Source organism: Acidipila sp. EB88, assembly GCF_003858395.1.
Classification (GTDB): Bacteria; Acidobacteriota; Terriglobia; order Terriglobales; family Acidobacteriaceae; genus EB88.
This window is the reverse complement of the sequence record NZ_QWEV01000005.1, coordinates 4207013-4232087: the sequence shown is the minus strand read 5'-3', so window position 1 is coordinate 4232087 and position 25075 is coordinate 4207013. Positions and strand designations below refer to the sequence as shown.

16 protein-coding genes are annotated in these 25075 nt (G+C 59.4%); 11 read left to right on the top strand and 5 right to left on the bottom strand.

Going from position 1 to position 25075, the window contains the following annotated elements; translation table 11 throughout:
• The first annotated feature begins 852 nt into the window (after positions 1-852).
• Positions 853-3156, top strand: coding sequence for a hypothetical protein (locus D1Y84_RS17625; RefSeq protein WP_124849845.1), 2304 nt, complete (start codon positions 853-855; stop codon positions 3154-3156).
• A gap of 414 nt (positions 3157-3570) precedes the next feature.
• Here the strand turns inward: D1Y84_RS17625 and D1Y84_RS17620 are convergent, their stop codons facing one another.
• A complete protein-coding gene (locus D1Y84_RS17620) occupies positions 3571-4878 on the bottom strand; it encodes an acyltransferase family protein (RefSeq protein ID WP_124849844.1) in 1308 nt (435 codons plus the stop codon).
• A 95-nt stretch (positions 4879-4973) separates the two neighbouring features.
• Between D1Y84_RS17620 and D1Y84_RS17615 the strand changes: the two genes are divergently transcribed.
• From D1Y84_RS17615 to D1Y84_RS17605, 3 genes are all read left to right on the top strand, one after another.
• Complete coding sequence (locus tag D1Y84_RS17615) at positions 4974-5285, top strand: hypothetical protein (protein WP_124849843.1); 312 nt, start codon at positions 4974-4976, stop codon at positions 5283-5285.
• 115 nt (positions 5286-5400) lie between these two features.
• Positions 5401-5574, top strand: a complete 174-nt coding sequence (locus D1Y84_RS19040; protein ID WP_370245796.1) for a zinc-binding dehydrogenase — start codon at positions 5401-5403, stop codon at positions 5572-5574.
• Between the two features lie 117 nt (positions 5575-5691).
• Positions 5692-6843 (top strand): NAD(P)/FAD-dependent oxidoreductase, encoded by a 1152-nt coding sequence (locus D1Y84_RS17605; RefSeq protein WP_124849842.1) that lies wholly within the window; start codon positions 5692-5694, stop codon positions 6841-6843.
• 485 nt (positions 6844-7328) lie between these two features.
• Here the strand turns inward: D1Y84_RS17605 and D1Y84_RS17600 are convergent, their stop codons facing one another.
• The 4 genes from D1Y84_RS17600 to D1Y84_RS17585 form a co-directional block, all read right to left on the bottom strand.
• A complete protein-coding gene (locus D1Y84_RS17600) occupies positions 7329-7646 on the bottom strand; it encodes a MoaD/ThiS family protein (protein ID WP_124849841.1) in 318 nt (105 codons plus the stop codon).
• Positions 7647-7650: 4 nt separating this feature from the next.
• On the bottom strand, positions 7651-8766 hold the full coding sequence (locus D1Y84_RS17595) for a sialidase family protein (protein WP_124849840.1): 1116 nt from the start codon (positions 8764-8766) through the stop codon (positions 7651-7653).
• 231 nt (positions 8767-8997) lie between these two features.
• A complete protein-coding gene (locus D1Y84_RS17590; protein WP_233581599.1) occupies positions 8998-10494 on the bottom strand; it encodes a tannase/feruloyl esterase family alpha/beta hydrolase in 1497 nt (498 codons plus the stop codon).
• Between the two features lie 218 nt (positions 10495-10712).
• Entirely contained in the window at positions 10713-11618 is a 906-nt protein-coding gene (locus D1Y84_RS17585) for a LysR family transcriptional regulator (protein WP_124849839.1), read from the bottom strand.
• A 220-nt stretch (positions 11619-11838) separates the two neighbouring features.
• Between D1Y84_RS17585 and katG the strand changes: the two genes are divergently transcribed.
• The 7 genes from katG to D1Y84_RS18210 all read left to right on the top strand — a co-directional run bounded on the left by katG (position 11839) and on the right by D1Y84_RS18210 (position 24987).
• The gene (gene katG, locus D1Y84_RS17580) at positions 11839-14073 is read left to right on the top strand and encodes a catalase/peroxidase HPI (RefSeq protein ID WP_124850256.1); all 2235 of its coding nucleotides are present in this window, start codon (positions 11839-11841) and stop codon (positions 14071-14073) included.
• A 75-nt stretch (positions 14074-14148) separates the two neighbouring features.
• Entirely contained in the window at positions 14149-14649 is a 501-nt protein-coding gene (locus tag D1Y84_RS17575; RefSeq protein ID WP_124849838.1) for a DinB family protein, read from the top strand.
• Positions 14650-14989: 340 nt separating this feature from the next.
• The gene (locus tag D1Y84_RS17570; protein ID WP_124849837.1) at positions 14990-15496 is read left to right on the top strand and encodes an NUDIX domain-containing protein; all 507 of its coding nucleotides are present in this window, start codon (positions 14990-14992) and stop codon (positions 15494-15496) included.
• A 673-nt stretch (positions 15497-16169) separates the two neighbouring features.
• Positions 16170-18185, top strand: a complete 2016-nt coding sequence (locus tag D1Y84_RS17565) for a hypothetical protein (RefSeq protein ID WP_124849836.1) — start codon at positions 16170-16172, stop codon at positions 18183-18185.
• Between the two features lie 124 nt (positions 18186-18309).
• Positions 18310-21750, top strand: a complete 3441-nt coding sequence (locus D1Y84_RS17560) for a carboxypeptidase-like regulatory domain-containing protein (RefSeq protein ID WP_124849835.1) — start codon at positions 18310-18312, stop codon at positions 21748-21750.
• 194 nt (positions 21751-21944) lie between these two features.
• Complete coding sequence (locus tag D1Y84_RS17555; RefSeq protein ID WP_124849834.1) at positions 21945-24047, top strand: mechanosensitive ion channel family protein; 2103 nt, start codon at positions 21945-21947, stop codon at positions 24045-24047.
• A 424-nt stretch (positions 24048-24471) separates the two neighbouring features.
• Positions 24472-24987 carry a pyridoxal-dependent decarboxylase gene (locus tag D1Y84_RS18210; RefSeq protein WP_199726440.1) on the top strand — a complete coding sequence of 172 codons (516 nt, stop codon included), beginning with the start codon at positions 24472-24474 and terminating at the stop codon, positions 24985-24987.
• Positions 24988-25075 lie beyond the last annotated feature (88 nt).

The following is a 25075-nucleotide window of genomic DNA, read 5'->3' as shown; positions in this document are numbered from 1 at the left end:
GGCGCTCGGCTGTCGGTGCACTTAGCAAGCCCTAATAGTCCCGACATTTCGATTTTACGAAGTGTTGAACACGAAGTCCGGCCAGATGCCTGCGCACCGGCTTGTCTTGACTTCTAAGGTGTGCCCAATCAATGCGATTGCCCATGCTGATCGCTCTTTCACTCTAAAGTCTTCAGGGGGATTGCGAGGCCGGCATGTTTGTTCCGGCGGCTAAAATCGTAGAGGATGTAGCCAGAAAACGGCGGCAACGAATCCTGTAGCACTTGTACGAGGCGTTCTTCGTTTGAGTAGATCTTTCACGGATCACTCCATGGAAGTGCAAGGGCCAATGCCGTCTAGGGCCCCAACACCGTCCAGGGCCATCTTGATGACGAGATAGGGATTGTCGACGAGGCAGGCTCTCGTAGGCTGACGGCTAGCTCCTTGCGTCCCTTCTCGAACTCTCACCGGTAAAGACCCTTGCTGAACCGGAAGCTGATGCAATCGCGCTCTATCGGTTCTTCCGGGTGATGGGTTTGCCATTTCGAAGGGCGATGTCCGGTGGCTTTCTTCTCAAGTTGCGCCCCAGCGACTGGCTTGGACCTTACCTGCTCAGCGAAGAGCTAGCTTCCACCAAACACATGTCTGCTCGTCACAACGTTCCACAGTCAAATACACGCTGCTCGCTCCCCAAGTAGCCGTGAAATACCTTGAGCATTCCATCCATTCGGGTCATCTTGAAAGACGGATCTTCGAGGGACCGATTTGCGCATCAGGGTTGTGTTCTGTTCACTTGTTCTATCGCCGCTCCTGCACGCGCAGGGATCGCAGAGCTTTATTGCACCTCCACCGGCACCCGCTGAAATCGCCCGCATGGTCTCGCCTTCTATCGACAAGCCTTCCGAGCCATTCTCTTACCCCAGTCAATCCGTCGACGAGATTGGCGCCATGTTCGCGCCATCCGCCGCTGAGCTCACTCCAAGCGGCTCACTTTACACTGGCTTTGGAGAGCTTATGCTCTTCAACGGCATCGACCGCACTGAACTGAACAACCGTGTTCGCACCCTTGAGCAGGGTTACCTGCCAGTGGTCTCGTTCACCTCCCGTAAAGATGGCATCGACTACACCGTCAGCTTCTTCGCCAGCACTCTTGCAGATGGCCAAACCGTAAACTTTGTGCGAGTCCGTGCCTCCAACCCCGGTGCCACACGGCGCACTGCCTTCCTCACTGCCTCCTGGAGTTTCACTGGTCGCCAGACCACCACCTTCCCTACCGGTGACAACCGTTTCCGGCGCCCACTCTCCAGCGCTCTCGCCGGTGATTTCCATCAGCCCGGAGAAGAGTTTCGCCCTGACAGCGCCTACACCATCGAGCACAACGCCGATGGCAACGCTGCCCTGCGTGACAGCCGGGTCATCTTCCTCTTTCCGCAACACCCGCAACCCGCCGTCTCCGCCAGCTACCGCGACTACTACAACCGCAGCGGGGGCAGCGACGATCCAGCCCGCCCGCTCCCGAATACCCCAATGGCTACTGTCGAGTACAGCTCTCCGCTCGCTCCCGGCGCGGATCTCACTCTTGACTTCAAAGTTCCGCTGATCCCCATCAGCGCTCACGACGTGGCCGCCCTGGCCGCCGTTCGCGCCGCTGCCTTCGACATGCAGCACACCGTTGTGATCCAACTCTGGCGGCAGCAGCTCAGCAGCGGCATGCAAATCCAGACCGGCGAATCCAAGGTCGACGACCTTTTCCGTGCCTCACTTACCTACTGTCTTCTTGCCCTCAACCACATCGGCGATACCTGGATCCAGACCATCAACCAGTTCCAGTACCACCGCTTCTACCTTCGCGATTCGGCCGATTTCGTCCGCATGTACGACACTACCGGCCACCCGGATTTGGCCGCCAAGGTGCTCGATTTCTACGGCACCCGCCAAACGAACGACGGCAACTTTGTCTCTCAGCCCGGTCAGTATGACGGCTGGGGACTCGCCGTATGGTCCATCGTTGAGCACTACCGCATTACGCATGACCGTACCTATGCCGAGCGGATGCTGCCCCGCATCCGCTCGGCCGTCAACTGGCTTGACACCGCGACCGCCCGCGACCCGCTCCACCTGCTCCCGGCAACCGACGTCCGCGACAACGAATACATTCCCGGCCACCTTACCGGTTATAACTTTCTCGCACTCGACGGCCTCGACTCCGCCATCCTGATGGCGCGCGCCCTGGGCAGCACGGCGGATGAAAAACACTTTCAGTCCAGTCGCGATAACCTTCACGCGGCCTTCCTGCACCAGCTCGATGCCGTGACCAACAGGAGCGGTGGTTACATCCCTCCCGCTTTAGATGGCGATCCAGGCGGCACCGATTGGGGCAACCTCCTCTCACTTGTTCCCGAGCAGCAGCTTTCCCCGTTTGATCCACGGGTCACCGCTACCCTGCGGCGCACGCAGGGCTCTTACGCTGAAGGCCTCATCACTTACCGACAGCCTGGTCAGGGCACATACCTCCACCACTACCTCACCATCAAAAACACTCTCTCTGAACTCATCCGCGGCGAAGATGAACAGGCCATCCGCGAGCTCGACGCTGTGCTCGTCCACACCACCTCCACGAATGCAGGGTGGGAGTACTCCATCCGTCCCTGGGGCAACCGTGATTTTAGCGGTAATCTAAGCCCCCATGGCTGGTTCGCCGCCGAGTACCGTAATCTGTTACGCAACATGATGGTTCGCGAAGAAGGCAACACCCTGCACCTTCTGTCAGCCGTGTCCCCAGCCTGGGTTGGTGGCGGCAAGACTCTGAGAGTAACCAATGCCGACACGTACTTCGGGCGGATCAGCTTCGATCTGGAAATGCCCAGCGAAGGTCACGCCACCCTGCATCTCGTCACGAAGATGCAGCCGGAATATGGGCCGCGTCAGATTCTTCTGCACATCCCGTTCTTCGAGAAGGCCTCACGCGTGGTAGCCGACGGTAAGCCGATCCGGGTCGTTCATGGCACAGCGGAAATCCCGCTCGGCACAAAGCAGGTCGACATCGACTGGACCCGCCAGCCGCTCTCACCCCAGACTCCGGCCAGCTACCTCGACGCTGTGGATCGCTACAAGGCCGAATATCTTCAACGTTTCCAGCAAGCCACTGGCTGGCAGCCCGACGCCACAAACCCGTAGGGCCCAAAGTGAACGAAGAAGGGTAGCGACAAAGGCGCTCAATGCGCGCCGATATGGACAGCAGGGAACAGCAGGGAGGCGCGCTGCTTCCCCCTGCTGTCCGCAGCGTCTTCACCTCAAGCGCAGATCTAAGGCTCCCCGCGAGGTTAGAACCTCTGACCTTGGTATGCTGCCGCCCATGCTGTGCGCCTTGGCGACCACCTCAAACGATGGGATGTTGCCGGATTACTGCTGAATCGATCGCAGGAATCCACCAGATGCCACACCATTCACCAGATCGCGGCAAACTCGACTTGCCATGCAACGTGGCTTCACGTGAACAGCACTGCAACCGCGTCACAAGCCGCACATGTCACCCATTCCTTCCCCCCTACAGCCCTCTTACCCGGAAGCGGCAGCACCAACACTCCACGGTTATAGCTTCACAATCAGGCTGCGTCGACGCATCCACGCCAGCGGAACAAAGCACACCAGCACAAACAAGCAGGACCATAACAACGAACGCATGGGCTCTGGCCCCAGCACAGACGGCAGCAACATATACGTCCAATGCTGCAGCGAAACGCCACCGTGCACGGTCACAGAGCTGATCCCGATCGCGAGCACCTCTGAAAGCACATAAGCAGTCAGCGCGTTCATCCCGAAAGCATGCAGCGGCCATAGCAGTCGCTCGCCGACCACGCGCGCTTCGTCGATTGCCCATACAAACAATGCCAGCAGTGCCATGGAAAGTCCGGCGGTAAATAACACGTACGAACTTGTCCAAAGCCGCTTATTCAAGGGCAGTGTTTGGCTCCAAACCACCGCGCCGGCAATAAGTAGCACCGCAGCGATTGAAAGGCTGCCCAGCTTTCGTCCCGCGCTCACATCCTTTTGGCGTATCCAGCCACCCACCACAATCCCGGTGCAAGTAGTCGCCACGGCGGCAATCGAGCTCAACAATCCCTCGGGATCATAAAAACTCCTGTGATACCTGTGCACCGTCGGGATCACAAGCCGGTCTACATAACTGGCCAGGTTCCCAACAGGATCAACCACCGGCACCTGCTGTCCGGGCATGCCAAAACCCGGTACCGCTACATGCGCCAGCAGGTACCAGTAGCCAATCACGCCCAGCACAGCCATCCCGGCAACACTCCCCATCCCGCCATATACATAGAGGATTCCAGCAATGGCATAACAAATGCCTATGCGCTGCATAACTCCGCAATACCGCAGATCGTATAAGTGGAAAGACGGAAGTGCATTCAGCACGAGGCCAATCAGCACCATTACGGCGGCACGCTGCAGCACCTGCCAGGCAATTGCGCTCTTGGGCACACCACGCTGTCTGCGCGAAGCAAATGCGATCGCTGTTGAAACACCCATCAAAAACAGGAACAGCGGGAACACCAGGTCGGTGAGGGTACATCCATTCCAGGCAGAATGCCGCAACTGTGCAAAGGAAGCTGCTCCATCGCCGGCATTGTTCACCAGGATCATCAACGCTACTGTCGCCCCTCGCAGCGCGTCCAGCGACAACAGTCGCGCCTTTTGTGCGGCCGGCGGCGCGGTCACGGTGTGGATGGTAGCGGGTGCCAGATGGCCTGCAGCGCCCGCGGAGTTTGCAACATGGTTCCTCGGCACATCACGAGTATCGCAACATGCCGCTTGTCCATCACGTATTTCACAGTTCCCGGCCCCCTTGAGCCTCAGCAACGACCACAGGAACTGTGAAAACACTGTGAAAGCTCTGGCTCATAGCCTCGATCATTAACCAGTGGCAGGCCGTTGGCTACCCTCTGTTCACACCCGAAAACTCTGCCTAGCTCGGCTACGTGGCACACAGCGATACACCCCACCAGACGGATGGCCTCGGGGTTAACTTGTCGCACGAGATGGGCAACCACTCCCTCATTGTCGGCTTTCTGGGCGAGATCGAGCGCCTTTACCCCGCGACTATCTCTACCCCCACCTTCAACTTCAACAGCGGCTTCACGTCTGGACCGGTTGGAGAAACCGATTGCAGCACCTCCGGCAACTCCATCGCTTCGTTGCTTCCTGGCACCGGCTCCTCGGGCTCCGTTCCAATTCAGGCCAAGCTCGATTTCCAGCAGCTCAACTACGGGGTCTATGTGCAGGACACCTAGCGTGCCAACAAGCGCCTGACAATCTCCGGCGATTCATCGGCTGGTCTCGTGGTTACTGTCATGTGCCTAAGGCAGGAAAACCTGCCGTCTTCCGCTCGCCTTAGTTACCGCCATTGTGCAGCTGCCATCACAAGCTGCCGCCGTTGCTCGGCGAGTTCGCGCTGCTCTTGTGAGGACCCAGAGCGACACAGCTACTCTGACCGAACTCGTCCGAATGATCGACGCAGGAGAGATTCTGCCTCTCGTCGGCAAGACTTATACTCTGAACGACACGGCTCGGGCCTGGTAGGAATTCAGCGCGAAGCGGCTAGACGGCAAAATCGTCATCCGCGTCACAGACGACCAAGACTCGCTCGATAGTCTTGATTCACAACTTCTCGGATGGCCAATTTGGGAACGGGGAACGATGCAACATCCTAAGATAGCCGTCGTGGGTGCGGGGCCAGCTGGCCTGACGGCCGCGATCATCTTGAGCCGTCATGGTTGGCCAGTTACGGTGTTTGAAGCGGATGCCGGGGCCCGATCCCGCGATCAGGGTGGAACACTGGATCTGCACCCGGACGATGGACAGCTGGCGCTTTCCAAAGCAGGTCTCCTCGAAGAGTTCTGGAAGATTGCCAGACATGAAGATCAAGGGGAACGAGTTCTCGATGCCCTGACGGGAAAGGTCCTGCACGAGGAAACGCCAGAACCGGGTCAGGGCAACAGGCCAGAGATCGATCGGCTTGCATTGCGTGATCTTCTCCTGAGTGCCCTGAAGGCACAAGATGTGAAGTGGAATGCACAGGTGCTTTCTGTCGTCGCTCATCCTGCGGGCGGTCAAGGGCTGCAACTCGATACCGGGATCGTCGGACCGTTCGACCTGGTGATTGGGGCTGACGGGGCATGGTCTCGGGTCCGAGCCGCCCTGACGGAAGTTCTCCCGGTTTATTCCGGAGTTACGTTTGTAGAGCTCTGGCTGAGCAATGTTGACGCCTTACACCCCGACATTGCCGCACTGGTGGGTCGCGGTACGATGTTCGCTCTCCATAACGGACAAGGAATCATTGCTCAGCGCAACGGCGGGGGCGCAATCCGCGTGTACGCCGCCTTTCACACTACGCCTGAAGAAGGAGACAGGCCGGATCGCACACTCGCACGGATCAATAAAGCGGACCTGCTTCGCCGATTTACTGGCTGGGCTCCTTCGCTTTGCAACCTGATCGAGCGCGCCGAGCGCATCGCGGCAGTGCGTCCAATCGTTGCTTTGCCGCCTGGGTTGGGATGGACACACCAGCCTCATCTCACGCTGGTAGGAGACGCCGCGCACGTGATGCCACCATTGGGTACGGGCGTGAACCTCGCCATGCTTGATGCTGCTGAGTTAGCGGAAGCACTTGTCACCTCCGAGCAGTGGCAGTCGGCCTTAGTAGTTTGGGAGAAGGCGATGCTTCGCCGGGCAGAGATCCTTGCTCAGCAAACACGTGAAGGTTTCGCCGAAATGTTTTCAGAAAGTGGTCAGGCCTCTGTTTTGCAGCACGTCAACGAGAACGTGCAGACCGAAATGGATACACCCTAGTTCTACCTGTCCGTGCGTCAAGGCTGGTCTCATCGGTGGGCGACATGAAAACCGGTCATCCTAGACAGAAGCGCAGAGCTCCACAGGATGACCCAGCCTGAAACAAATCAAGCTGCGGAGCTAAGGGCTACAGAAAAGCGCGCGACATGAAGCGTACGGCTGATTTCGTCGGTCGCCGACAACATCGGGATCAGACGCTGTTCTGATTGATACCGAGGAGCTTGTCATCGCGCGCCGTGTCGCGGTATGCACCTGCATGGGATCGGGCATGCCTTGTGGTAAAACCTCATCGAGAATACCGCCGGTCGGCAGCTCCGCCGGATGCACCTGCTCCTCGCCGGGCCCCGCGAATATCGGTTCGTCTGCTCATCCCTCCATCACGCGGCTCACTCTACGCACAAGCAGGCAAGCCTCAAACCGCCAATACTGGGTTGGTCGAGAACTGCCACGTCGTGAACGTTAGGAAGGCATTGCAGCCGGGGCGTCTAGCAGCCGCCTGCGATGGCGGCGAGGATAATCAGCGGCTCGCGACCTTCAACCACCGCATCCGGGAGCAGCGTTGAAGGTGGTTCGTGTGACAGATCTACCTGGCAGGCGAAGAAGCGCAGGAAGGCACGCCGTCGGTGTGTCCCATGCTCGCGAATCGTACCGCGCAGCACGGGGTAATGGGCTTCAAGCGTATCAAGAAGGTTGCTGAGCGTGAACGGTGGGCATACAGCAAGAAGCAACTCGGGCCCGGAGATCGAGGCAAGGGTGCGGAGATGAGTGGGTAACTCAATGCGAATTCTCCTGTTGAGTTGCATGGAGTTAAGCCAGCGTCTGCGCTTCGACGGAAAGCACAGCCGGGAGGTCATGCACGACCGTGTTCCAGGTGTCGCCCCCATCGGGCGAGCAATACACCTGACCGCCGGTGGTTCCGAAGTAAATGCCGCAGCCGTCAAGCGTATCGACGCTCATCGCATCGCGCAGGATGTTGACATAGCAGTTTTGCTGCGGCAGGCCGCGTGTGAGGGGCTCCCATTCGTACCCGCCCGACTTCGATCGGAAGACACAGAGCCTGCCATCGAGCGGGAAATGTTCGGAGTCTGACTTGATGGGCACCACGTACACAGTTTCAGGCTCATGGCTGTGCACGTCGATTGCGAAGCCGAAGTCAGTGGGAAGGTTTCCACTGATCCTTGTCCATTGATCGCCGGCGTCGTCGGATCGCATGACGTCCCAGTGCTTCTGCATAAAGAGGGTATCGGGCGTTTGCGGGTTCATCGCAATGTGATGGACACAATGCCCGATTTCGGCAGTGGGATCGGGAAGGTACTTCGACCACAGACCCTTATTGATGGGCTTCCAGGTAAGACCGGCGTCGTCGCTGCGAAATGCCCCGGCAGCAGAGATCGCGACGATGATCCGGTCGGGGTTTTGCGGGTGAAGAAGGATGGTATGCAGGCACATGCCGCCCGCTCCGGGCTGCCAGCCGGGAGCGGTAGCATTCGTGCGGAGTCCGCTCAACTCGTGCCAGGTCCTGCCCCCGTCAACAGATTTGAAGAGCGCTGCATCTTCGGCACCAACCAGGACCGTGTCCGGATCGGTGAGCGAGGGTTCCAGGTGCCAGACGCGTTTGAACTCCCATGGGTGGGGTGTGCCGTCGTACCACTGGTGCGTTCCGGGCACGCCATCGTAGAGGAACTGGTTGCCGGCCGGGGCCCAAGTCTCGCCACCGTCATTCGAGACCTGCACCACCTGCCCGAACCAGCTTGAGCTCTGGGAGGCGTACAGTCGCCTGGGGTCGACCGGAGAACCTTTCAGGTGATAAGCCTCCCAGCCAGCGAAGTGCGGACCGGAGACCTTCCATTCCCGGCGGGCTCCGTCCGCATTGAGGATGAATGCGCCCTTATGTGTACCGACCAAAATACGGACCCTTGCCATACCGGTGACCCTCCACGGCGGAGACGCGCGCGCGGCGTCAGTATAGAAGCCTCTCGGGTCGTATGTCCGGCAATGCGGAGCGATCCTCGCACCTGCTGCCACGGCTTGATCGAACATAGCCTCGTGGTCGTCTATGACGCGTATCAGCTGCTTTGTTCCGCGGCCATGTGATCACGGGGAGAAGAAAGAGATGGCTCCTGGTCGCTGGAGCAGGTGGGGTGCTTACACAAGTCATCGGGACGATGAACAGGTGAAATCCGATGCCTCATCAATGCTGCCCGTTCCCTTGTAGCGGGCAATCTCAGGGTAGGGACACAGTGGACGGGTGCGATCAACCTTTCCGGCAGTTTTGTGGCTGGCGATGATCAGCTTCGGCGCTTCGCTTTGCTCTACCCATCGTTCCAGAACAGTAAGCGCGTCGAAAGTGTCTGGCCCTTCTCCGCCCGAACAGTGAGCCATGCCGGGAGCCATAAAGAGACGAACCCAGGCCTGACCAGCCACTGCGCTCACGTCCAGCACGGCTTTGTAAAAATCGACAGTAAAGCCCGGCGCCACCTGCTGATCCGCCCACCCGTGATACAGAAGCAGCTTGCCGCCGTGTCTTGCAAAAGTCGTAAGGTCAGGGTTTAGCTCATCAACGTTCCTGTCGATCGCGTGCGCCCTAGCCGAGTCGCGTGCCAGGTTGAATGTGCGCCAGTCCCACTCCGGATCCTTGTAGACCACGTAGCGGAACTCATCCACAAACAAATCTGCGGGTTCGGGCCCACCGGCGAGCCGACCCCAGCGAAGTTCGGTCCCGGGCTCCACGCGCGGAACAAGGATCTGCCCTGTCGCAGTGGTCACAGGACTCGTAAGAGCCTGGGCTGTGTGAACCTGTCGTGCTGTCAGGCAGTTGGGGCCGTCCGCGTTCTCGCACTGCAACTTCTTGAAGTCGACCTGACAACTCTCCGGATCTTCTATGAGCCCGTCCTTTAATCCATCGTCCGCATCACACGCCTCAAGAACGGCGCGGTGAATCATTGGATATTTTTGTGGGGGGATATAGTCTCCGGGCGTTTTAAGCGTCTCCACCGCCCGTTCCAGCGCCCATGCATTCCGGCGGATGTTTGCCGGGTCGCCAGCGATGATGCCGTCAAATTCCTCAGGATAGCGGGACGCCTGCAGCAGTGCTTCGCGACCGCCGCCAGAACATCCGCTCCAGAACGAGTAGCGCGGGGCGCGTCCGTAGAAGGCGAGGATGAGGCTCTTAGCCTCCGTCGTCATCTCGTGCTCGGCGCGGTACGCGAAATCGATGAACTTCTCGGGATGCCCGACCACGAAGGAAGCGCTTGGGCCGGTATGGCCATCGTCAGTCGCGCTGGTTGCATAGCCCCTGCGCAATGCATCAGCCATCGCTGCATAGGCGAGGGAACCACCCCACCCACCACTCCCCACGGCGAGAAACTTGCCGTTCCAATGTGCAGCAGGGAGCCAGACTTCGATCCGAATGTCAGAGTCTGAACTTGGCTTGAGAGTGGCAGCAACGCGACAGAAGGACGGCAGGTCATGGAGTGTATCCGCTGTTCCAGCGGGGGTGAAGTCACCTTCGCTCACAAGCTTTGCAAGCGTGACGACGCTTGTTGGCGCAGTCGCTCCCAAAAGCTGCTCACAGGGTTCTGCACGTAACGCAGTCGGCACAAGCATCGCGGAGACTAGAACAAGCCTGACGAGCCATGGTCTGATTTTCACACCCAAGACTATATACCCTGACTTGCGACCGACAATCGGAAGCCAGGCTCCGCGCGACAACGCGTTCGCTATGATCCGGTGTGGCCATGGACGTGTCGAGCGCACCCGCCTTCAATCGGCGCAAAGGGTATGAACCAGCTGGTGGGAACAGCCGCCGGTCGCTCGCTCCGTGCGCGAGGCCGAAAAGCAGAAGCGACTGCGCAGCCGTGATTGCGCTGCTATGTCCCGCTGGAAGCTGCGGCAGCGGTGCCTCTGACGCCGAAGGTAACCCACTCCACGAATGCTTTTTGCACGCGATTAAAGCTGCGCCCTCGCAGCGTTGCGAGCACGATGGTGCGGCGCGCGCGCGCGTCGGTCAGTCGCACGTAGCTACAGTCGGCGCCTTGATCGACGGCCATCTCTGGAACCATCGAGATACCTACGCCGGCCCCCACCATCGCAAGCACGCTGCTAAACTGGCCGGTCTCGAAGGCGATGTTGGGCGTGATTCTCGCGCTGCTGCAGGCGGCAATGCTCAGGTCCCGGAAACAATGGCCATCGCGCAGCATCACAAAGGGTTCACCGCGCAGATCTTTGAGGGAGAGTGACTCCGATCCGGCGCGCGGATGATTCTTCGGGAGGGCCGCGAAGACCAGCTCTGTACGCAGTGGAAAGACCTCCAGATCCTTGTGGCGCAGCGGGAGCGCGAGGATGGCAAGATCAAGCGACAGGTCCCGCAGTGCTTCCACCAGCACCGACGTTGTGTCCTCGACGATGCGCAGCTTCGCCTCCGGGAACTTGTCCGTAAACCCCGCCGCGTAGGTCGGCATGAGGTAGGGTGCGACTGTAGGAATCACCCCGACAGATACGCTGCCGCGAACGTCCGCGTGCTGCACCGTGACGCTGGCCCGTGCCGCGTCGAGTTCGTCGAGTATCGAGCGCGCATGGGGCAGAAAAGCACGGCCAGCCTCGGTGAGCCGTATGCTACGGCCCAGTCGATCAAAAAGCCTGGCGCCCAGATCCTCTTCAAGCTTCAGAATCTGCTGCGAAAGGGAAGGCTGCGCGATCTGACAGCGTTCCGCTGCACGGCTGAAGCTGCCGGTATCGGCTACGGCACAGGCATAACGAAGTTGATGGACTTCCATAGATTTAGCCTATACCTGGAAAGCTGCCGTAGCGTTTGAACTATAGATTTCAAGGTGCTAATCTCGAATCTGGCGTCCGGCGACCGCGGCGTACCGTGTGCCCGTTGTGCCGAAACCTCGATCAACCGTGACAACGACCAACCGTAGCAACGCAGGGAGAGACCAGATGGCGATTGAAGATACTGAATACACGTCCGAAGCAAAGACCGAAGTGAATGCGATGGTTCCGGATGCACCGGCAGCGGATGCCAAGTGCCCGTTCAACCCCGCCGCTGCCGCCGCCAGCCCGGTAAGCGCGCCCAGCGGGCCGCGCACTGCTCGTGACTGGTGGCCCAATCACCTGAGGTTGGATCTGCTGCATGCGCACTCCGAGCTTTCCAACCCCATGGGCGAGGAGTTCGACTACGCCACGGAGTTCAAGACGCTCGACTATGAGGGGCTGAAAAAGGATCTTGCCGCAGTCATGACCAACTCGCAGGAGTGGTGGCCGGCGGATTTTGGCAACTACGGTCCGCTCTTTATCCGTATGGCCTGGCATGCAGCCGGCACTTATCGTACCTACGACGGTCGCGGTGGTGGCGGTCGTGGTCAGCAGCGCTTTGCACCGCTGAACAGCTGGCCTGACAACGCGAACCTTGATCGTGCGCGCCGGCTGCTTTGGCCGGTGAAGCAGAAATACGGCAAGAAGATCTCCTGGGCTGACCTGTTGATCCTCTCCGGCAACGTAGCCCTGGAAACGATGGGATTCAAGACGTTCGGCTTTGCCGGCGGTCGCCCGGACACATGGGAGCCTGACCACGACGTCGACTTCGGTGCGGAAGCCACATGGATGGGTACCGACAAGCGTTACTCCGGGGAGCGTGAGCTGCAGACCAACCTTGCCGCAACGACGATGGGTCTGATCTATGTGAACCCGGAAGGGCCAGAAGGCGTGCCTGATCCGTTGAAGTCGGCGCACGACATCCGTGTGACGTTTGGCCGCATGGCGATGAACGATGCTGAGACGGTGGCGTTGATTGCGGGTGGACACACCTTTGGCAAGACCCATGGTGCCGGACCTGGCAGCCATCTGGACAAGGAGCCCGAGGGTGCGCCGATCGAGAACCAGGGCCTTGGCTGGAGCAGCGCCTACAAGACCGGCATCGCTGGTGACGCAATCACCAGCGGCCTGGAGGTCACCTGGACCACAAAGCCCACGCAGTGGACCAACGATTACTTTGAGCACCTCTTCAAGTTTGAGTGGGAGCTGACCAAGAGCCCGGGCGGCGCGCACCAGTGGAAGCCCAAGGGTGATGGCGGCGCCGGTACTGTGCCGGACGCTCACGATGCCAATGTGAAGAAGCAGCCGGCCATGTTGACCAGTGACTTGGCCATGATCGCTGATCCCGTATACGAAAAGATCTCCCGCGATTTCTACGAGAATCCTGACAAGTTTGCCGATGCTTTCGCCCGCGCGTGGTTCAAGCTGACCCACCGCGACATGGGTCCACGTTTCCGCTATCTTGGCCCCGAGGTTCCGGCAGAGGTGCTGATCTGGCAGGATCCGGTACCCGCGGTGGATCACCCGTTGGTCGATGACCAGGATGTTGCCGCACTCAAGGCGAAGGTGCTGGAGGCTGGTCTCTCGGTATCCGAACTGGTGTCTACCGCGTGGGCCTCAGCCTCCTCGTTTCGCGGCTCCGACAAGCGCGGCGGCGCGAACGGCGCACGCATCCGGCTTGCTCCTCAGAAAGACTGGGAGGTCAACCAGCCGGTGCAATTGGCCCGGGTGCTGAAAGCGCTGGAGAAAATCCAGGGCGACTTCAATGCTTCCGCGTCCGGTGGGAAGAAGATCTCGCTGGCTGATCTGATCGTCCTCGCGGGTGCTGCCGGCGTTGAGAAGGCAGCAAAAGATGCCGGTATCGAGACCACGGTACCCTTCTTGGCAGGCCGCACCGACGCTTCCCAGGAGCAGACGGACATCGAGTCATTTGGACCGCTGGAGCCGATCGTCGATGGTTTCCGTTCTTACGGCTACAGGAAGGACGAGCCGGCCGAGGTCGCACTCCTGGACAAGGCACAGCTGCTTCGCCTGACCGCGCCGGAGTTGACCGTGCTGATCGGCGGTTTGCGCATGCTCCACACCAACTTTGGAGGCACGAAGTTTGGTGTCTTCACCGACCGTCCGGAGACGCTGACCAACGACTTCTTCATCAACCTTCTTGATATGAAGTACACCTGGAGGCCCACCACGGACTCGAAGGACACGTTCGAGGGTCGGGATCGGACCACGGGTGAGGTGAAGTGGAAGGCTACCCGCGCAGACCTCATCTTCGGCTCGAACGCCCAGCTTCGTGCTACGTCTGAGGTCTATGCCTGCTCCGATGCGCATACGAAGTTCGTTCAGGACTTCGTTGCTGCCTGGAACAAGGTCATGAACCTGGACCGCTACGACTTGACCGCGTCCGTCGTTTAGTTCTAGTTCTCCTACCCCGAAGCCCGGTCAGCCTGTCTAAAGGCTGGCCGGGCTTCGCAACTTGGAAGGGATTCCATGACACTCGCAGAACGCCTTCTGCCTGAGCTTGAACAGCAACTCGAAAACACGCGCAAGGTACTCAGTGAAGTGCCGGACGGGCGGAACGACTTCGCGCCTCACGAGAAGTCGATGCAGCTCACGCGCCTGGCTGGTCATACCGCAGAACTCGTCGGGTTTGCGTGCCTGCACCTCACCCTACCCAGCATCAACATGGGCACGCCAGAGGATCCGCGCAAGATTCTACGCATGCAGCTCAAGGCGGATCTCGTGGCTGAGTTCGAAGCCATGGCTGCGCGTCTGGTCGAGACACTGAAGGCGACGAACGATGCGACTTTCGACGAGTCATTCACGCTGTTGAAGCAAGGGAATGTAGTGCTCCAGACGACGCGCTACAGCGCCTACCGCACATTGTTTCTCGACCACATGATCCATCACCGAGCTCAACTCGGGGTTTACCTTCGGCTGCTCGGCGAAAAAGTCCCAGCAACATTCGGTCCGACCGCCGACAGCAAGTAGTCCGGCGTCTTGTCAGGTTTGCTCAGAACCGATCCGTGTTCGATCGCGATCGTTCGTCCTGTCCCATTCCGTTCCCGGACTTCTCCATGTCCGTCGAGCTGAAGATGACCTGCTCGCATCTGTTTCTGCGTGCGAGCACCGCTTTCTGGACCTAGTCTGGAGGCGCCGAGACAGCGAGAGTTCGCCACGATTCATGTTTTCGGGCAAAAATGGCGCACGCCTGCCGGCACATGTTCAGGCTGCGGTCCGCACCGAAGCCGCGAGGGCAGAAGAAGCTCCGCCAAGGCGCAGCGGGCAAGCGGGCACCGCAACCCTCTACTTCGGCTGCATCCAAGAGCCTATGAGCAAGCGATCGAAGCAGAGCGCGGGACTCCTGATGTTCCGCAAAACCGGGCAAGGTCACGAGGTGTTTCTCGTGCACCCGGGTGGCCCCTATTGGGCTGGGCGCGACCATGGCGCATGGACGCTGCCTAAAGGCGGGAGCGAGAACGGGGAAGAGCCTCTTGCCGCGGCACGGCGGGAGTTTCAGGAGGAGACCGGCTTCGTAGCCCAGGGACCTTATGCGGAGCTGGGCTGGGTGCAACAGAAGAGTGGCAAGGTGGTGCTGGCCTGGGCGTTTGCGGGAGATTGCGATCCCGCGGACCTGGTAAGCAATACCTGCGAGCTGGAGTGGCCGCCGCGCTCCAAGCGAAGAATCGTCATTCCCGAAGTTGATCGGGGCGCATGGTTTCCTCCGGAAGAAGCTGCTCTGTATCTTCGCGAAGAACAAAGGCCTTTCCTGCTGCGGCTTGCGGAGCAGCTTGGTAATGGGCTCCTCTTCAACACGAACGCCGAGCGTGAAACATAGCTGCCGGCGCACCGCCTGAACCGATCTCCAGCGGCCTTGCCTCCATGCTGTTGGCTTGCGAGTCGCACGTAGCGTTATCTTCCATCCAAAGGCTCAACCCTTCGCCAACGAATCCCTTCAAGGCAGAAGGTGAGTGGCGCTAGAGCTCCCGCCGCTTCCCGAAGTCAGAGCGCACACTATTCAGTATGTGCTCTGACACTCGCACGACCGCGGCAGGCATACTTATTGCGTCTATAAGAATTATCGATGGCAAAGAAAATGAATTGCTAATTCCGGTCTCCCGATTACTCTTGTCGCACATGCAACCGTACAAGTGGCGGTAACGCTAAGAGCGCTTCGATTGGAAGGCCACGCTGCCGCGCGGGTCGCTGCAAGTGCCGTCTGCGTGTGTTACGACCATGACAATGGTCTCGGTAGCGACGATTGCCATAGCTTTACCGCTTCTTACATGCGCATGCGCTTGTGCGATTACTGCAGATGTCTACCCTGTAGCTCGTGACAGTCCCACTCCGCCTTGGGTGGGATGGTCGATGCGCAAAGCTTGCTACCAGTCGCTGTAGTAAACGACAGGAGGCAGATACCGCCAGCCTCAAATCAAAGCGGGAGCGCGCTTTCAGGAAAGTCGGAGTGCTTGCAAAGCTTGTTCCAGATTATGTAACCACAGGAGATCGAATTGCTTAGTAAACGTGGATGCATCGGTGTTTTCTTTCTGCTTGGCGCCTCTTCTCTCAATGCGTGGGCGATCGCTCCGCAGGTTCAGTTTCCACTGGACGCGCTGACTCCCCAGGAATATTGGACGATCTACAAAACGATGCGCGCCGATGGCCACGTGCACGAGAAGACTATCTTCGCGAGCATTCTGCTGCATGAGCCTGCCAAGCAGGTGGTCCTTGCCTGGAGACCGGGCGACCCGATCACGCGCCAGGCCGATGTGGTGTTGCTTGACGAGGGCAAGTCCTACGCGGCAGTTGTGGATGTCGCCGGCAAGAAGGTCGAAGGCTTTCACGAATTAAAAGGCGAGCACGCACCCTTTACCACCGAGGAAGAACACGAGGTCAACGAGGCCATCAAGCACGATCCGCGCATTGTGGAGGCGCTCAAGAAGCGCGACATCACCGATCTGCGCCACACGGTATGCTTCGCCACGCCTGCAGGCTTCGTTGATCTTCCCGAGCAAAAGGACCCCGCACGCCGCATAGGCTGGGGCGGGTGCACCGACGGGGAAGGCGCAATCTCTGGTGAGTGGGACCGCGAGGTTGGCGGCCTCTTCTTCGTGGTGGATATGACGACGAAGAAGGTGCTGCGCGTGACCGATTATGGTGCGGTGCCGATGCCGGAGACCACTGGCATCTATGACGGCATGGGCGGCGAGGCTATGCCGAACACAAAACCCATTCTTGTTACGCAGCCGGCGGGACCAAGCTTCTCGATCGACAAGGGCCTCGTCTCGTGGCAGAACTGGCGCTTCCGCTTCCGGCTTGATCCCCGCCAGGGCCTCGTGCTTAGCACGGTTGGCATCATGGATAAAGGCGCAGTGCGCTCAGTGATGTACCAGGGCGCGCTCTCCGAAATGTATGTGCCCTACCAGGACCCGGAAGAAACCTGGAACTCGCACGTCTTCCTCGATGGCGGCGAATACTTTATGAATACGGGTATCGGCATGCTCAAGCCTCTCGTGGCAGGTGTCGATTGTCCTGAGTACGCTACCTTCTTCTCGGCATTTCTCAGTCGGGAAGATGGCGCACCTTTTGAGCGGCCGCAGACTGCCTGCCTGTTTGAACGCACCAAGGGCGACCCCGCGTGGCGCCACAGTGATGACAACGGCACCTTTGGGCGGCCCTCGCGTGAGTTAGTGCTGCGCAGTGTAGCCACGGTCGGCAACTATGACTACATCCTCGATTGGCGCTTTGCAGAGGACGGCACAATAACCGGCGCAGTCGGTGCAACCGGCATCCTTGAAGTGAAGCCAGTTACGGATACGAATGTAAGCAACGGCATGTCCGCCGGGATTGAAGACAAGAATGCGCCGGGCGGCCCTGTCCAGTTCGGCAACCTGGTTGCGCCTGGCACGGATGCCGTGGACCATGATCATTTCTTCTCTTTTCGCCTGGACATGGATGTGGATGGCCAGAAGAACTCGTTCATGAATGACAAGCTGGTGCAGTACAAGGTGCCCAACAAAGAAACGTATGGCCGCCACGTGATCTGGGCGATGCAGCCGACCATGCCGGCAACCGAGAGCGAAGCCATGATGGACGTCAGCATGGAGCGCCCCACCATGTGGCGCTTTGTGAGCTCGGAGAAGAAGGGGCCGCTCGGACAGGCCACAGGCTATGCGCTGATGCCCGGCCTGACGGCCTCCACCCTGCTGCCTCCGGATGAGTGGCCTTCGCGCCGCGCTGGCTTTGCGAACCATCAGCTCTGGGTGACACCGTATGAACCGGGTGAGCGGTTTGCCGCAGGGACTTACGTAAGCGGGAGCCGCGGCACGGACGGTCTCGCCACCTGGACGAAGAAGAATCGCAACATCATGGATACAGATATCGTGGCCTGGTACACGGTCGGCTTCCATCACACACCGCGCGCAGAAGACTGGCCGCAGATGCCAACCATGTGGCACGAGTTTCAACTCATGCCGTTCAACTTCTTCCCCAAAAACCCGGGTATGGACCTGCCCATGAAGCCCTAAGCGTAGCAAGCCTTACGGGGTGCGGCGACACTCCCTGCTGCCGCACCCTGAAGTTCGTGTTCCACGTTGTCGCTCAACCCGCCGCGCTACACCCTCATCAGTCTGGAATCACAGGAGTGTCCCCGTGTCCAACGATCGTTTGACGACTGCGACCCACCGTCTTTGTTTTCCACGCTTCCTGCTCTGCTTTCTCATGTGCGTGCTGTGTGCATCCGCGACGTATGCGCAATCTACGTTCGGAAACTTTGTCGGCGCGGTGACGGATGGAGCAGGAGCCGCGGTCGCCAATGCGCGTGTCACGCTGGTGAACGTCGGCACGGCCGCACAGCGCGTGCAAGTGACAAATGCTACAGGCGAGTATGCCTTCAACATCATCGATGCCGGCACGTACACCGTTACTGTTGAGGCGAAGGGCTTCTCCAAGGCAGAGTTCACCAACATGGTGCTGCTGGCGCGTGAGAGCAAGCGCGTCGATGCAACGCTTGCGATTGGCTCCGATGTGCAGATAGTTGAAGTCCAGGGGGCGAGCGAGGGTGTCATCACGACAGAGACTTCGAGCCTCGCGACCACTGAAACAGGCGAACAGCTGGTAGACCTGCCAGTTGCGATCTTCGCTCATTCCAATGGTTCGACCAGCCCGATCACCACGCTGACGCAGACCAACCCCGGTATGCAGGTGGATGACTCCGGCGGGCTGGTCATCGCAGGCGCAACCTCGGCTATGACCTCGGTGACGCTCGATGGGATCTCGAGCGTGGACGTGGAGTCCAGCAGTCCGCTGGACGAGCTTTTTCCATCGTTCAACTCCATCTCGGAAATTCGAGTCTCGCAAACGAATAACAATGCCGAGTACTCCGGTGTCGCGGATATTACGACGACTTCCCGCTCGGGCACCAACCAGTACCACGGTGGTCTCTTTGAGAATCACGAGAACACCGCGCTCAACGCCCGCGATCCCTTCACCGGCTCCAAGCCGAAGATCATCATGAATAACTTCGGCGGCTTTGTGGGCGGCCCAGTGCAGGTGCCGCGCTTGTACAACGGGCAGGACAAGAGCTTCTTCTTCGCGAGCTTCGAGTCGCTGCATCTTCCGCGACAGACCCCTGTCGTCACCAGTGTGCCGACCCTTGCCATGCGTGCGGGCAATGTCCAAAGCTATCTTCAACAACAAGCGGCGCAGGGGGTAGGTTCAGGAACGATCGAGAACTATGACGGGACGGCGCTCAATCCGCTTGCTGTGCCTATCTCGCCGGTGGCCGCGAACATCATGAGTACGCTGATGCCACTGCCAAATCGCGGCGGTCCTGACAGCTACCAGAATAATTACGCGGTGAACTTCCCGGCTCCAATTGAAAGCAACCAAGGCGATCTTCGTCTCGACCAGACATTCACGCCGAAGCAGTCTGCCTTTCTGCGCTTCAGCTACAAGGTTCGCAACGTGACCACCGCGCCTGATCCTACGTGTACCGGTTTTTGTACGGTAGCCGGCTCACCGCTGCTGGGTGGCTACTCGCAGCCCGAGGACGACCTGGGGCTGACCTTCGCGCACACCTATGTATTCACCCCTAAACTGATTAATGAGTTTCGGACCGGCTTCAACGCGCGGCGCACAACCACAACGATCAATATCAGCACCACGGGCCTGCTTGGTGCAACCGGTCTCCAGGGGATCGATGACCCGGATGTCTCGCCTGAAGCGCCGAATGTGATGATCAATGGCTTCATGGTGACGGGCGGCGGCAACCCTTCCCGACAGGGATCAGGCACCTTCCAGGTAATCGACAACCTAACGTGGAGCAAGGCCAACCACACGGTCAAGGTAGGTTTCGACTTCAAGCGACTCACAGATCATGACGATAATGTGTTCGGCAATTATCGTTCTGGTCAGTACACCTTCAACGGCACCTCGACGGTGGGCGAAACGATCGGCGATCCCTTTACACAGTTCCTGCTGGGCTACCCCGACTACACCATCCTTGCCACCGTCACGAATCCGAACATGGATGGACTCGGCTATTCGTACGCGTGGTTCGCGCAGGACGACTGGAAGGTGACACCGCGTCTCACTCTCAACTTTGGCCTGCGGTATGAGTTGCATCCTCCTTTGAAAGAGATCAACTACGACACCGCTGCGTTCGATCCTGATTACACGGCCAACGGTGCGAACGGCGCAGTGGTTGTGCCCAATGCCAGGGCGCTTACATACACCGATCCCAACTTTGCGGCTTCGGTCGCTCCTACGCCGATTCTCACGGCTGCGCAGGCAAAGCTACCCGAAAAGCTGCGCTACACGGCGCTCGGCGACTGGGGGCCGCGCATCGGCTTTGCGTGGCGACCGATGAACAATGACAAAACGGTCATCCGTGGGGGCTGGGGTAATTTCATCGAGTCGCCGCTGGGCTTCTCGCTGGTTTCCGGCTGGAGCGTACACGCAAGCTTTGTGCCCTACTACCAGAACGACTATGACCCAACGAGTGGCGCGCCGCTGCTTTCTTTCCCGAGCCCGTTCCCGGCAGTGCGCGCAACTCCGGGCGCAGCCAGCTTTGAGTATGCTTTTCCCATTCACTACAAGGACCCTTCTGTACAGCAGTGGAACCTGACTGTGGAACAGGACCTCGGCTTCGGCATCGGCCTACGCTTCTCGTATGTGGGCTCGCACGGAAAGAATCTGGAGGCGTTTGAAGATCTGAACCAGGTGCGCCCGAATACCGAGGGGTATGCCGCAGCCGCTGCGAATCTGCCGTTCCCTGACTGGCAGATTATTCAGAGTGTCTTCAACGGAACGGAGAGTAATTACAATGCCTTTTCAGCCGTAGTCAACAAGCGCCTGGCTCATGGACTTGAGTTCGAAAGTTCGTACGTGTTCACACGTGATCTTTCCGACGCGGGCGGCGCAAACCCAACCGCCTTCGCGACCGCCGGCGGCAACTATGTTTCCGACCGTTTTCACCCGGGCCTCGATTATGGCAACGTGGTCTTCGACCGTCGCCACCGCTTCCTCACCAGCGGGCTGTACACCCTCCCTTTCGGGCGAGGGCAGATGTTTCTTTCGGGCGCAAACCGCACGATCTCGTCTATCCTCGGCGGCTGGCAGTTAGGCGGCGTGCTCATCTGGCAGAACGGTCCTTTTCTGACTCCGTATGAAGAAACTGATGACCCCGCGGGCACCAACATGGTCACGACTGTAGGCTATACGCGGCCCGATCGTGTGCCTGGAGTCTCACTCTACGTGCATGGACCGGGCAACGGGGATGCCCAGTTTCTGAACCCCGCGGCGTTCACCCTGCCCGGCAATAACATCGGCCGCTTTGGCAATGCGTCGGTTGGGTCTGTGGCGGGTCCTGGCACTGTGAATACTTCGCTCTCGCTGATTAAGGCCGTGTCGCTCACGGAGGGCACCAGGCTTGAGCTCGGTATCTCGTCGGCCAACATCTTTAACCATCGCAACTACGAGCCGCCGAACATGGAGATCGACACCAGCTCGTACGGGCAAAGTTCTGAGCTGCAAACAGCTGAAGGCGCTGGTCCGCGCACGGTGCAGGTCTCGGGGCGCATCAGCTTCTGACGGCTTCTCGCAGCTGACGTGTTGCCGCGCCCGGCTCGCTCCGACGCGCGGCAACACTCTCCACGTACTACGCTGCAATCCTCCTTTGCATGTCCGCCCGGCCACACGCGCCGGCAAATATGCGATCGATCCAGGTTCCGTGACTTGACAAACACCTGAGGTGACCGGCGGCCACGCTACGTTAAGGTGGATGTATGCACACTCGCGACTGCACTCTCTTCCGACGACTGCGCCTGCGACCGTGGACTTCTGCGCTCCTGCTTGCACTCGCGTCCAACAGTTTGCATGCCAGCGGTCAGGCTGTGCCGGCGAGCAACGTGTCGAATGACAGTGCAAAGGACACGGCCAGGGACAGTTCAACGCAAACAGCCAGCGGGGCAGCTGTGGGGCAGCCTACTGCACCGCAAGCGGCAACGGCAGTACACCTCTCCGTTCTGCCCGCGCCACTGCCCGCTTCCGTGACCCAGGGCATCAATGTCGATACCAGGTCAAAAGCGATCCTGACCCACCTGAACGAGGTGATCCGCTACTACCGGATGATGGTGGCCCCCATCCAGAAAACCGGCGAGCCAAGCGACATGCTTTACGCCGAGCAGGCGCAGGCTGAAGCAACGCGAGCGGCCCAGTTAGCGTTTCAAGCTTCGCGGGACGAGGCAGCCCTGCTGGCGCGTATCCAGAACAAGGCGCGGGCTGCGGTCACTCAAGCGCCGCAGACAGAGACCCAGAAGCTAGCCGTTGTACAACTCGGCGTGCGGCAGCAGATGCAGGACCTGCAGTCCCAATTGACCGCGACCGACGCGAAGATGAGCGCTCCTACTCGTCATCCTGATCCTCAACTGCCGCTGGAGAAGCAGGCGCTGGAAGGCAGGTTGAAGCTTGCCCAGGCGACCTTTGATGCCCTGACGAAAGTAGCCGGGGTCTCCACAGCGCAGACCAACAGCGGACTGCAGGGTGACATCAACCGTCTGCAACATGCGGCTCCCGAACTCGTCGACAAGACTGTAAAGCCCGTGGTCGGTACGATCGAGCCGCTCGGTTCGCTGCGTGACGCAGGTGTAGCGACACAGGCTGAAGTGCTCTTCCAACTGCTGGGTGCCGACCGCGCGATTGAGCAACGCATCCGCGAGTCTCAGGTTCTGCACGACCAGGCTGTTGATATGCGCACGCCTCTTTTAAAGATCCTGCATGCAACGGTCGAAGCCGGGCAGACTCTGCAATCCACCACAACCGCGCTGCCCGCGGTAAAAAGCAAGGGAGCTGTCGCTTCCGATGCCGCAGCTTTGGCCAGCACCAAGAAAGCCTATGACGAACTGACCGAAGCCTTCACGACGATCTCGGACGTCTCGGTGCCGATCAGCCAGGAGGTTTTGCTCCTTGAACAGGCGCAGGGAAACCTTGTCTCGTGGCGGAGCGCTGTGGAAGCGGAGCGTGCCACGATCCTTCACTCGCTGCTCGCGCGCGTGTTTTCGATTGCCTTGATCCTGTCTCTGCTCTATGGAGTCGGATCGCTGTGGCAAAGGGCCACGATCCGGTATGTGCAGGATCTCCGCCGTCGTCGACAGCTCCTGCTGGTGCGGCGACTGGTTGTCGGTTTTCTGAGCGGTATCGTGCTGATCGGCGGATTCGTCACGCAGTTCAATTCGCTTGCTACCTTCGCCGGCTTTATCACAGCGGGCATCGCAGTCGGCCTGCAAACCATGCTGCTTTCAGTAGCAGCATACTTCTTCATCGTTGGGCGCTATGGAGTAAGTGTAGGTGATCGGATCACGGTTGCGGGGGTCACCGGCGACGTGGTGGAAGTGGGTCTGGTGCGGTTCTACATGATGGAACTGATCGGCAGCGGAACGGAACTGCACCCGACCGGGCGTGTCGCAGTGTTCGCGAACTCCGTTCTGTTTCAGTCAGGAACGCCGCTCTACAAGCAGCTTCCGGGCACCGATTATGTATGGCACGAAATCACCCTGAAGCTCAAACCTGACAGTGACTATGAGCCAGCCACAAAGCTGATTTATGGAGCAGTGGCAAGTGTCTACGGGGAGTACAAGGCTCGCATCGACGAACAGCATCGCCAGGTCGAGAAGTGGATGGACACAGCAATGGAAAGCCCGGGCATGGCTGCTCGATTGCAACTTTCCGATGGGTTGCAGTACGCAATCCTGTACCCCGTGGAAATTGCCGCAGCGTCTGAAACGGATGAGCGGATCGTCACCAAGATCATGGCTGCCATCTCCAGCAACGCCGTCGCAATGCAGGCAGTGGATGGGCTTCCCACGCTTCGGGCTGTTGTGAAAGGGTAGGCTGTTGGTTTTGGCTCTGCATAGCTTTGCACCGTGCTGCTGAGCTTTGGACTTTGCTGAGTTCGGAACCGCTTGCCAAGCCAGTGGAGAAACAGGCTCCTTTGAAAGAAGCAGCGGCGATGTTCGAGCTCGGATCCTGCGGGAGCCGATGAACCAAGCTGAAGGTCGCGACGGTCGCGCTGCCGGCAAGTATTCGTGGTGCCGATTCTCAGAGCCGCAAGGCTGTTCAGAATGGCGATGTTGCCTAGGTCGCACGTGGAAATTATCCGCGTTGCTGCAATGTTTACGCTGCGCAGCGAGTCCCACGAACAAGCAACTACCCGCGCTCATGAGCGTCCGCTAGTATCAGCTCCCCGCGCGAGAGCGATGCGCTTGCTGTGCTCAACCTGGCATCCCTTGAGCGGAGCTCTCCCAAGGGGCGACGATGGCGATTCACAGCAAAGAAGAGGTGCAGTCCGACCTGGGCGACCAGGCGTTTGGAATTGCGTCTCTTCCTCATCCACTGCCGAAGTACTCCTTCTCTCGCGAAGAGACAGACTCTAGAGCCGCCTATCAACTCGTGCACGTCGAGCTGCTGCTCGACGGTATCTCCCAGCAAGACCTGGCTACCTTCTGCCAGACCTGGGTGGAGCCTGAGGTGCGCACGCTCATGGATGAGTGCATTGGCAAGAACATGATCGACAGGCACGAGTATCCGCAAATGGCGGAGCTTGGATCTCGCTGCGTGCACATGCTGGCCGACCTGTGGAACTCGCCCAACGCCGCTAACACGCTCGGCTGCTCCACCACGGGCTCAAGTGAAGCAGCAATGCTTGGCGGCCTGCGCACTGCGGGGATAAGTGGCGCAAGGCTCGTCGCGATGCAGGCAAGCCCGCAAACAAGCCTGCTCGCGCGGACTCACACGCACGCGGTCTCCGCAGCATGCAGGCATGCGCACTAGCAGGTATCGCGAGCCGTTCACCTCCACGTCGAGGAGCACGTCTTCAGGGTCGTTGCCGGAGCCAGGAGGAGCAGCTTCTTCCGCTTCC

Excerpts from the sequence above, each read along its gene's own strand:
- D1Y84_RS18210 (WP_199726440.1), top strand. The coding sequence starts at position 24,472 with ATGGCGATTCACAGCAAAGAAGAGGTGCAGTCCGACCTGGGCGACCAG.
- D1Y84_RS17555 (WP_124849834.1), top strand. The coding sequence starts at position 21,945 with ATGCACACTCGCGACTGCACTCTCTTCCGACGACTGCGCCTGCGACCG.
- D1Y84_RS17595 (WP_124849840.1), bottom strand. The coding sequence starts at position 8,766 with ATGGCAAGGGTCCGTATTTTGGTCGGTACACATAAGGGCGCATTCATC.
- D1Y84_RS17585 (WP_124849839.1), bottom strand. The coding sequence starts at position 11,618 with ATGGAAGTCCATCAACTTCGTTATGCCTGTGCCGTAGCCGATACCGGC.
- D1Y84_RS17625 (WP_124849845.1), top strand. The coding sequence starts at position 853 with ATGGTCTCGCCTTCTATCGACAAGCCTTCCGAGCCATTCTCTTACCCC.
- D1Y84_RS17575 (WP_124849838.1), top strand. The coding sequence starts at position 14,149 with ATGACACTCGCAGAACGCCTTCTGCCTGAGCTTGAACAGCAACTCGAA.
- D1Y84_RS17605 (WP_124849842.1), top strand. The coding sequence starts at position 5,692 with ATGCAACATCCTAAGATAGCCGTCGTGGGTGCGGGGCCAGCTGGCCTG.
- D1Y84_RS17570 (WP_124849837.1), top strand. The coding sequence starts at position 14,990 with ATGAGCAAGCGATCGAAGCAGAGCGCGGGACTCCTGATGTTCCGCAAA.
- D1Y84_RS17600 (WP_124849841.1), bottom strand. The coding sequence starts at position 7,646 with ATGCAACTCAACAGGAGAATTCGCATTGAGTTACCCACTCATCTCCGC.
- katG (WP_124850256.1), top strand. The coding sequence starts at position 11,839 with ATGGTTCCGGATGCACCGGCAGCGGATGCCAAGTGCCCGTTCAACCCC.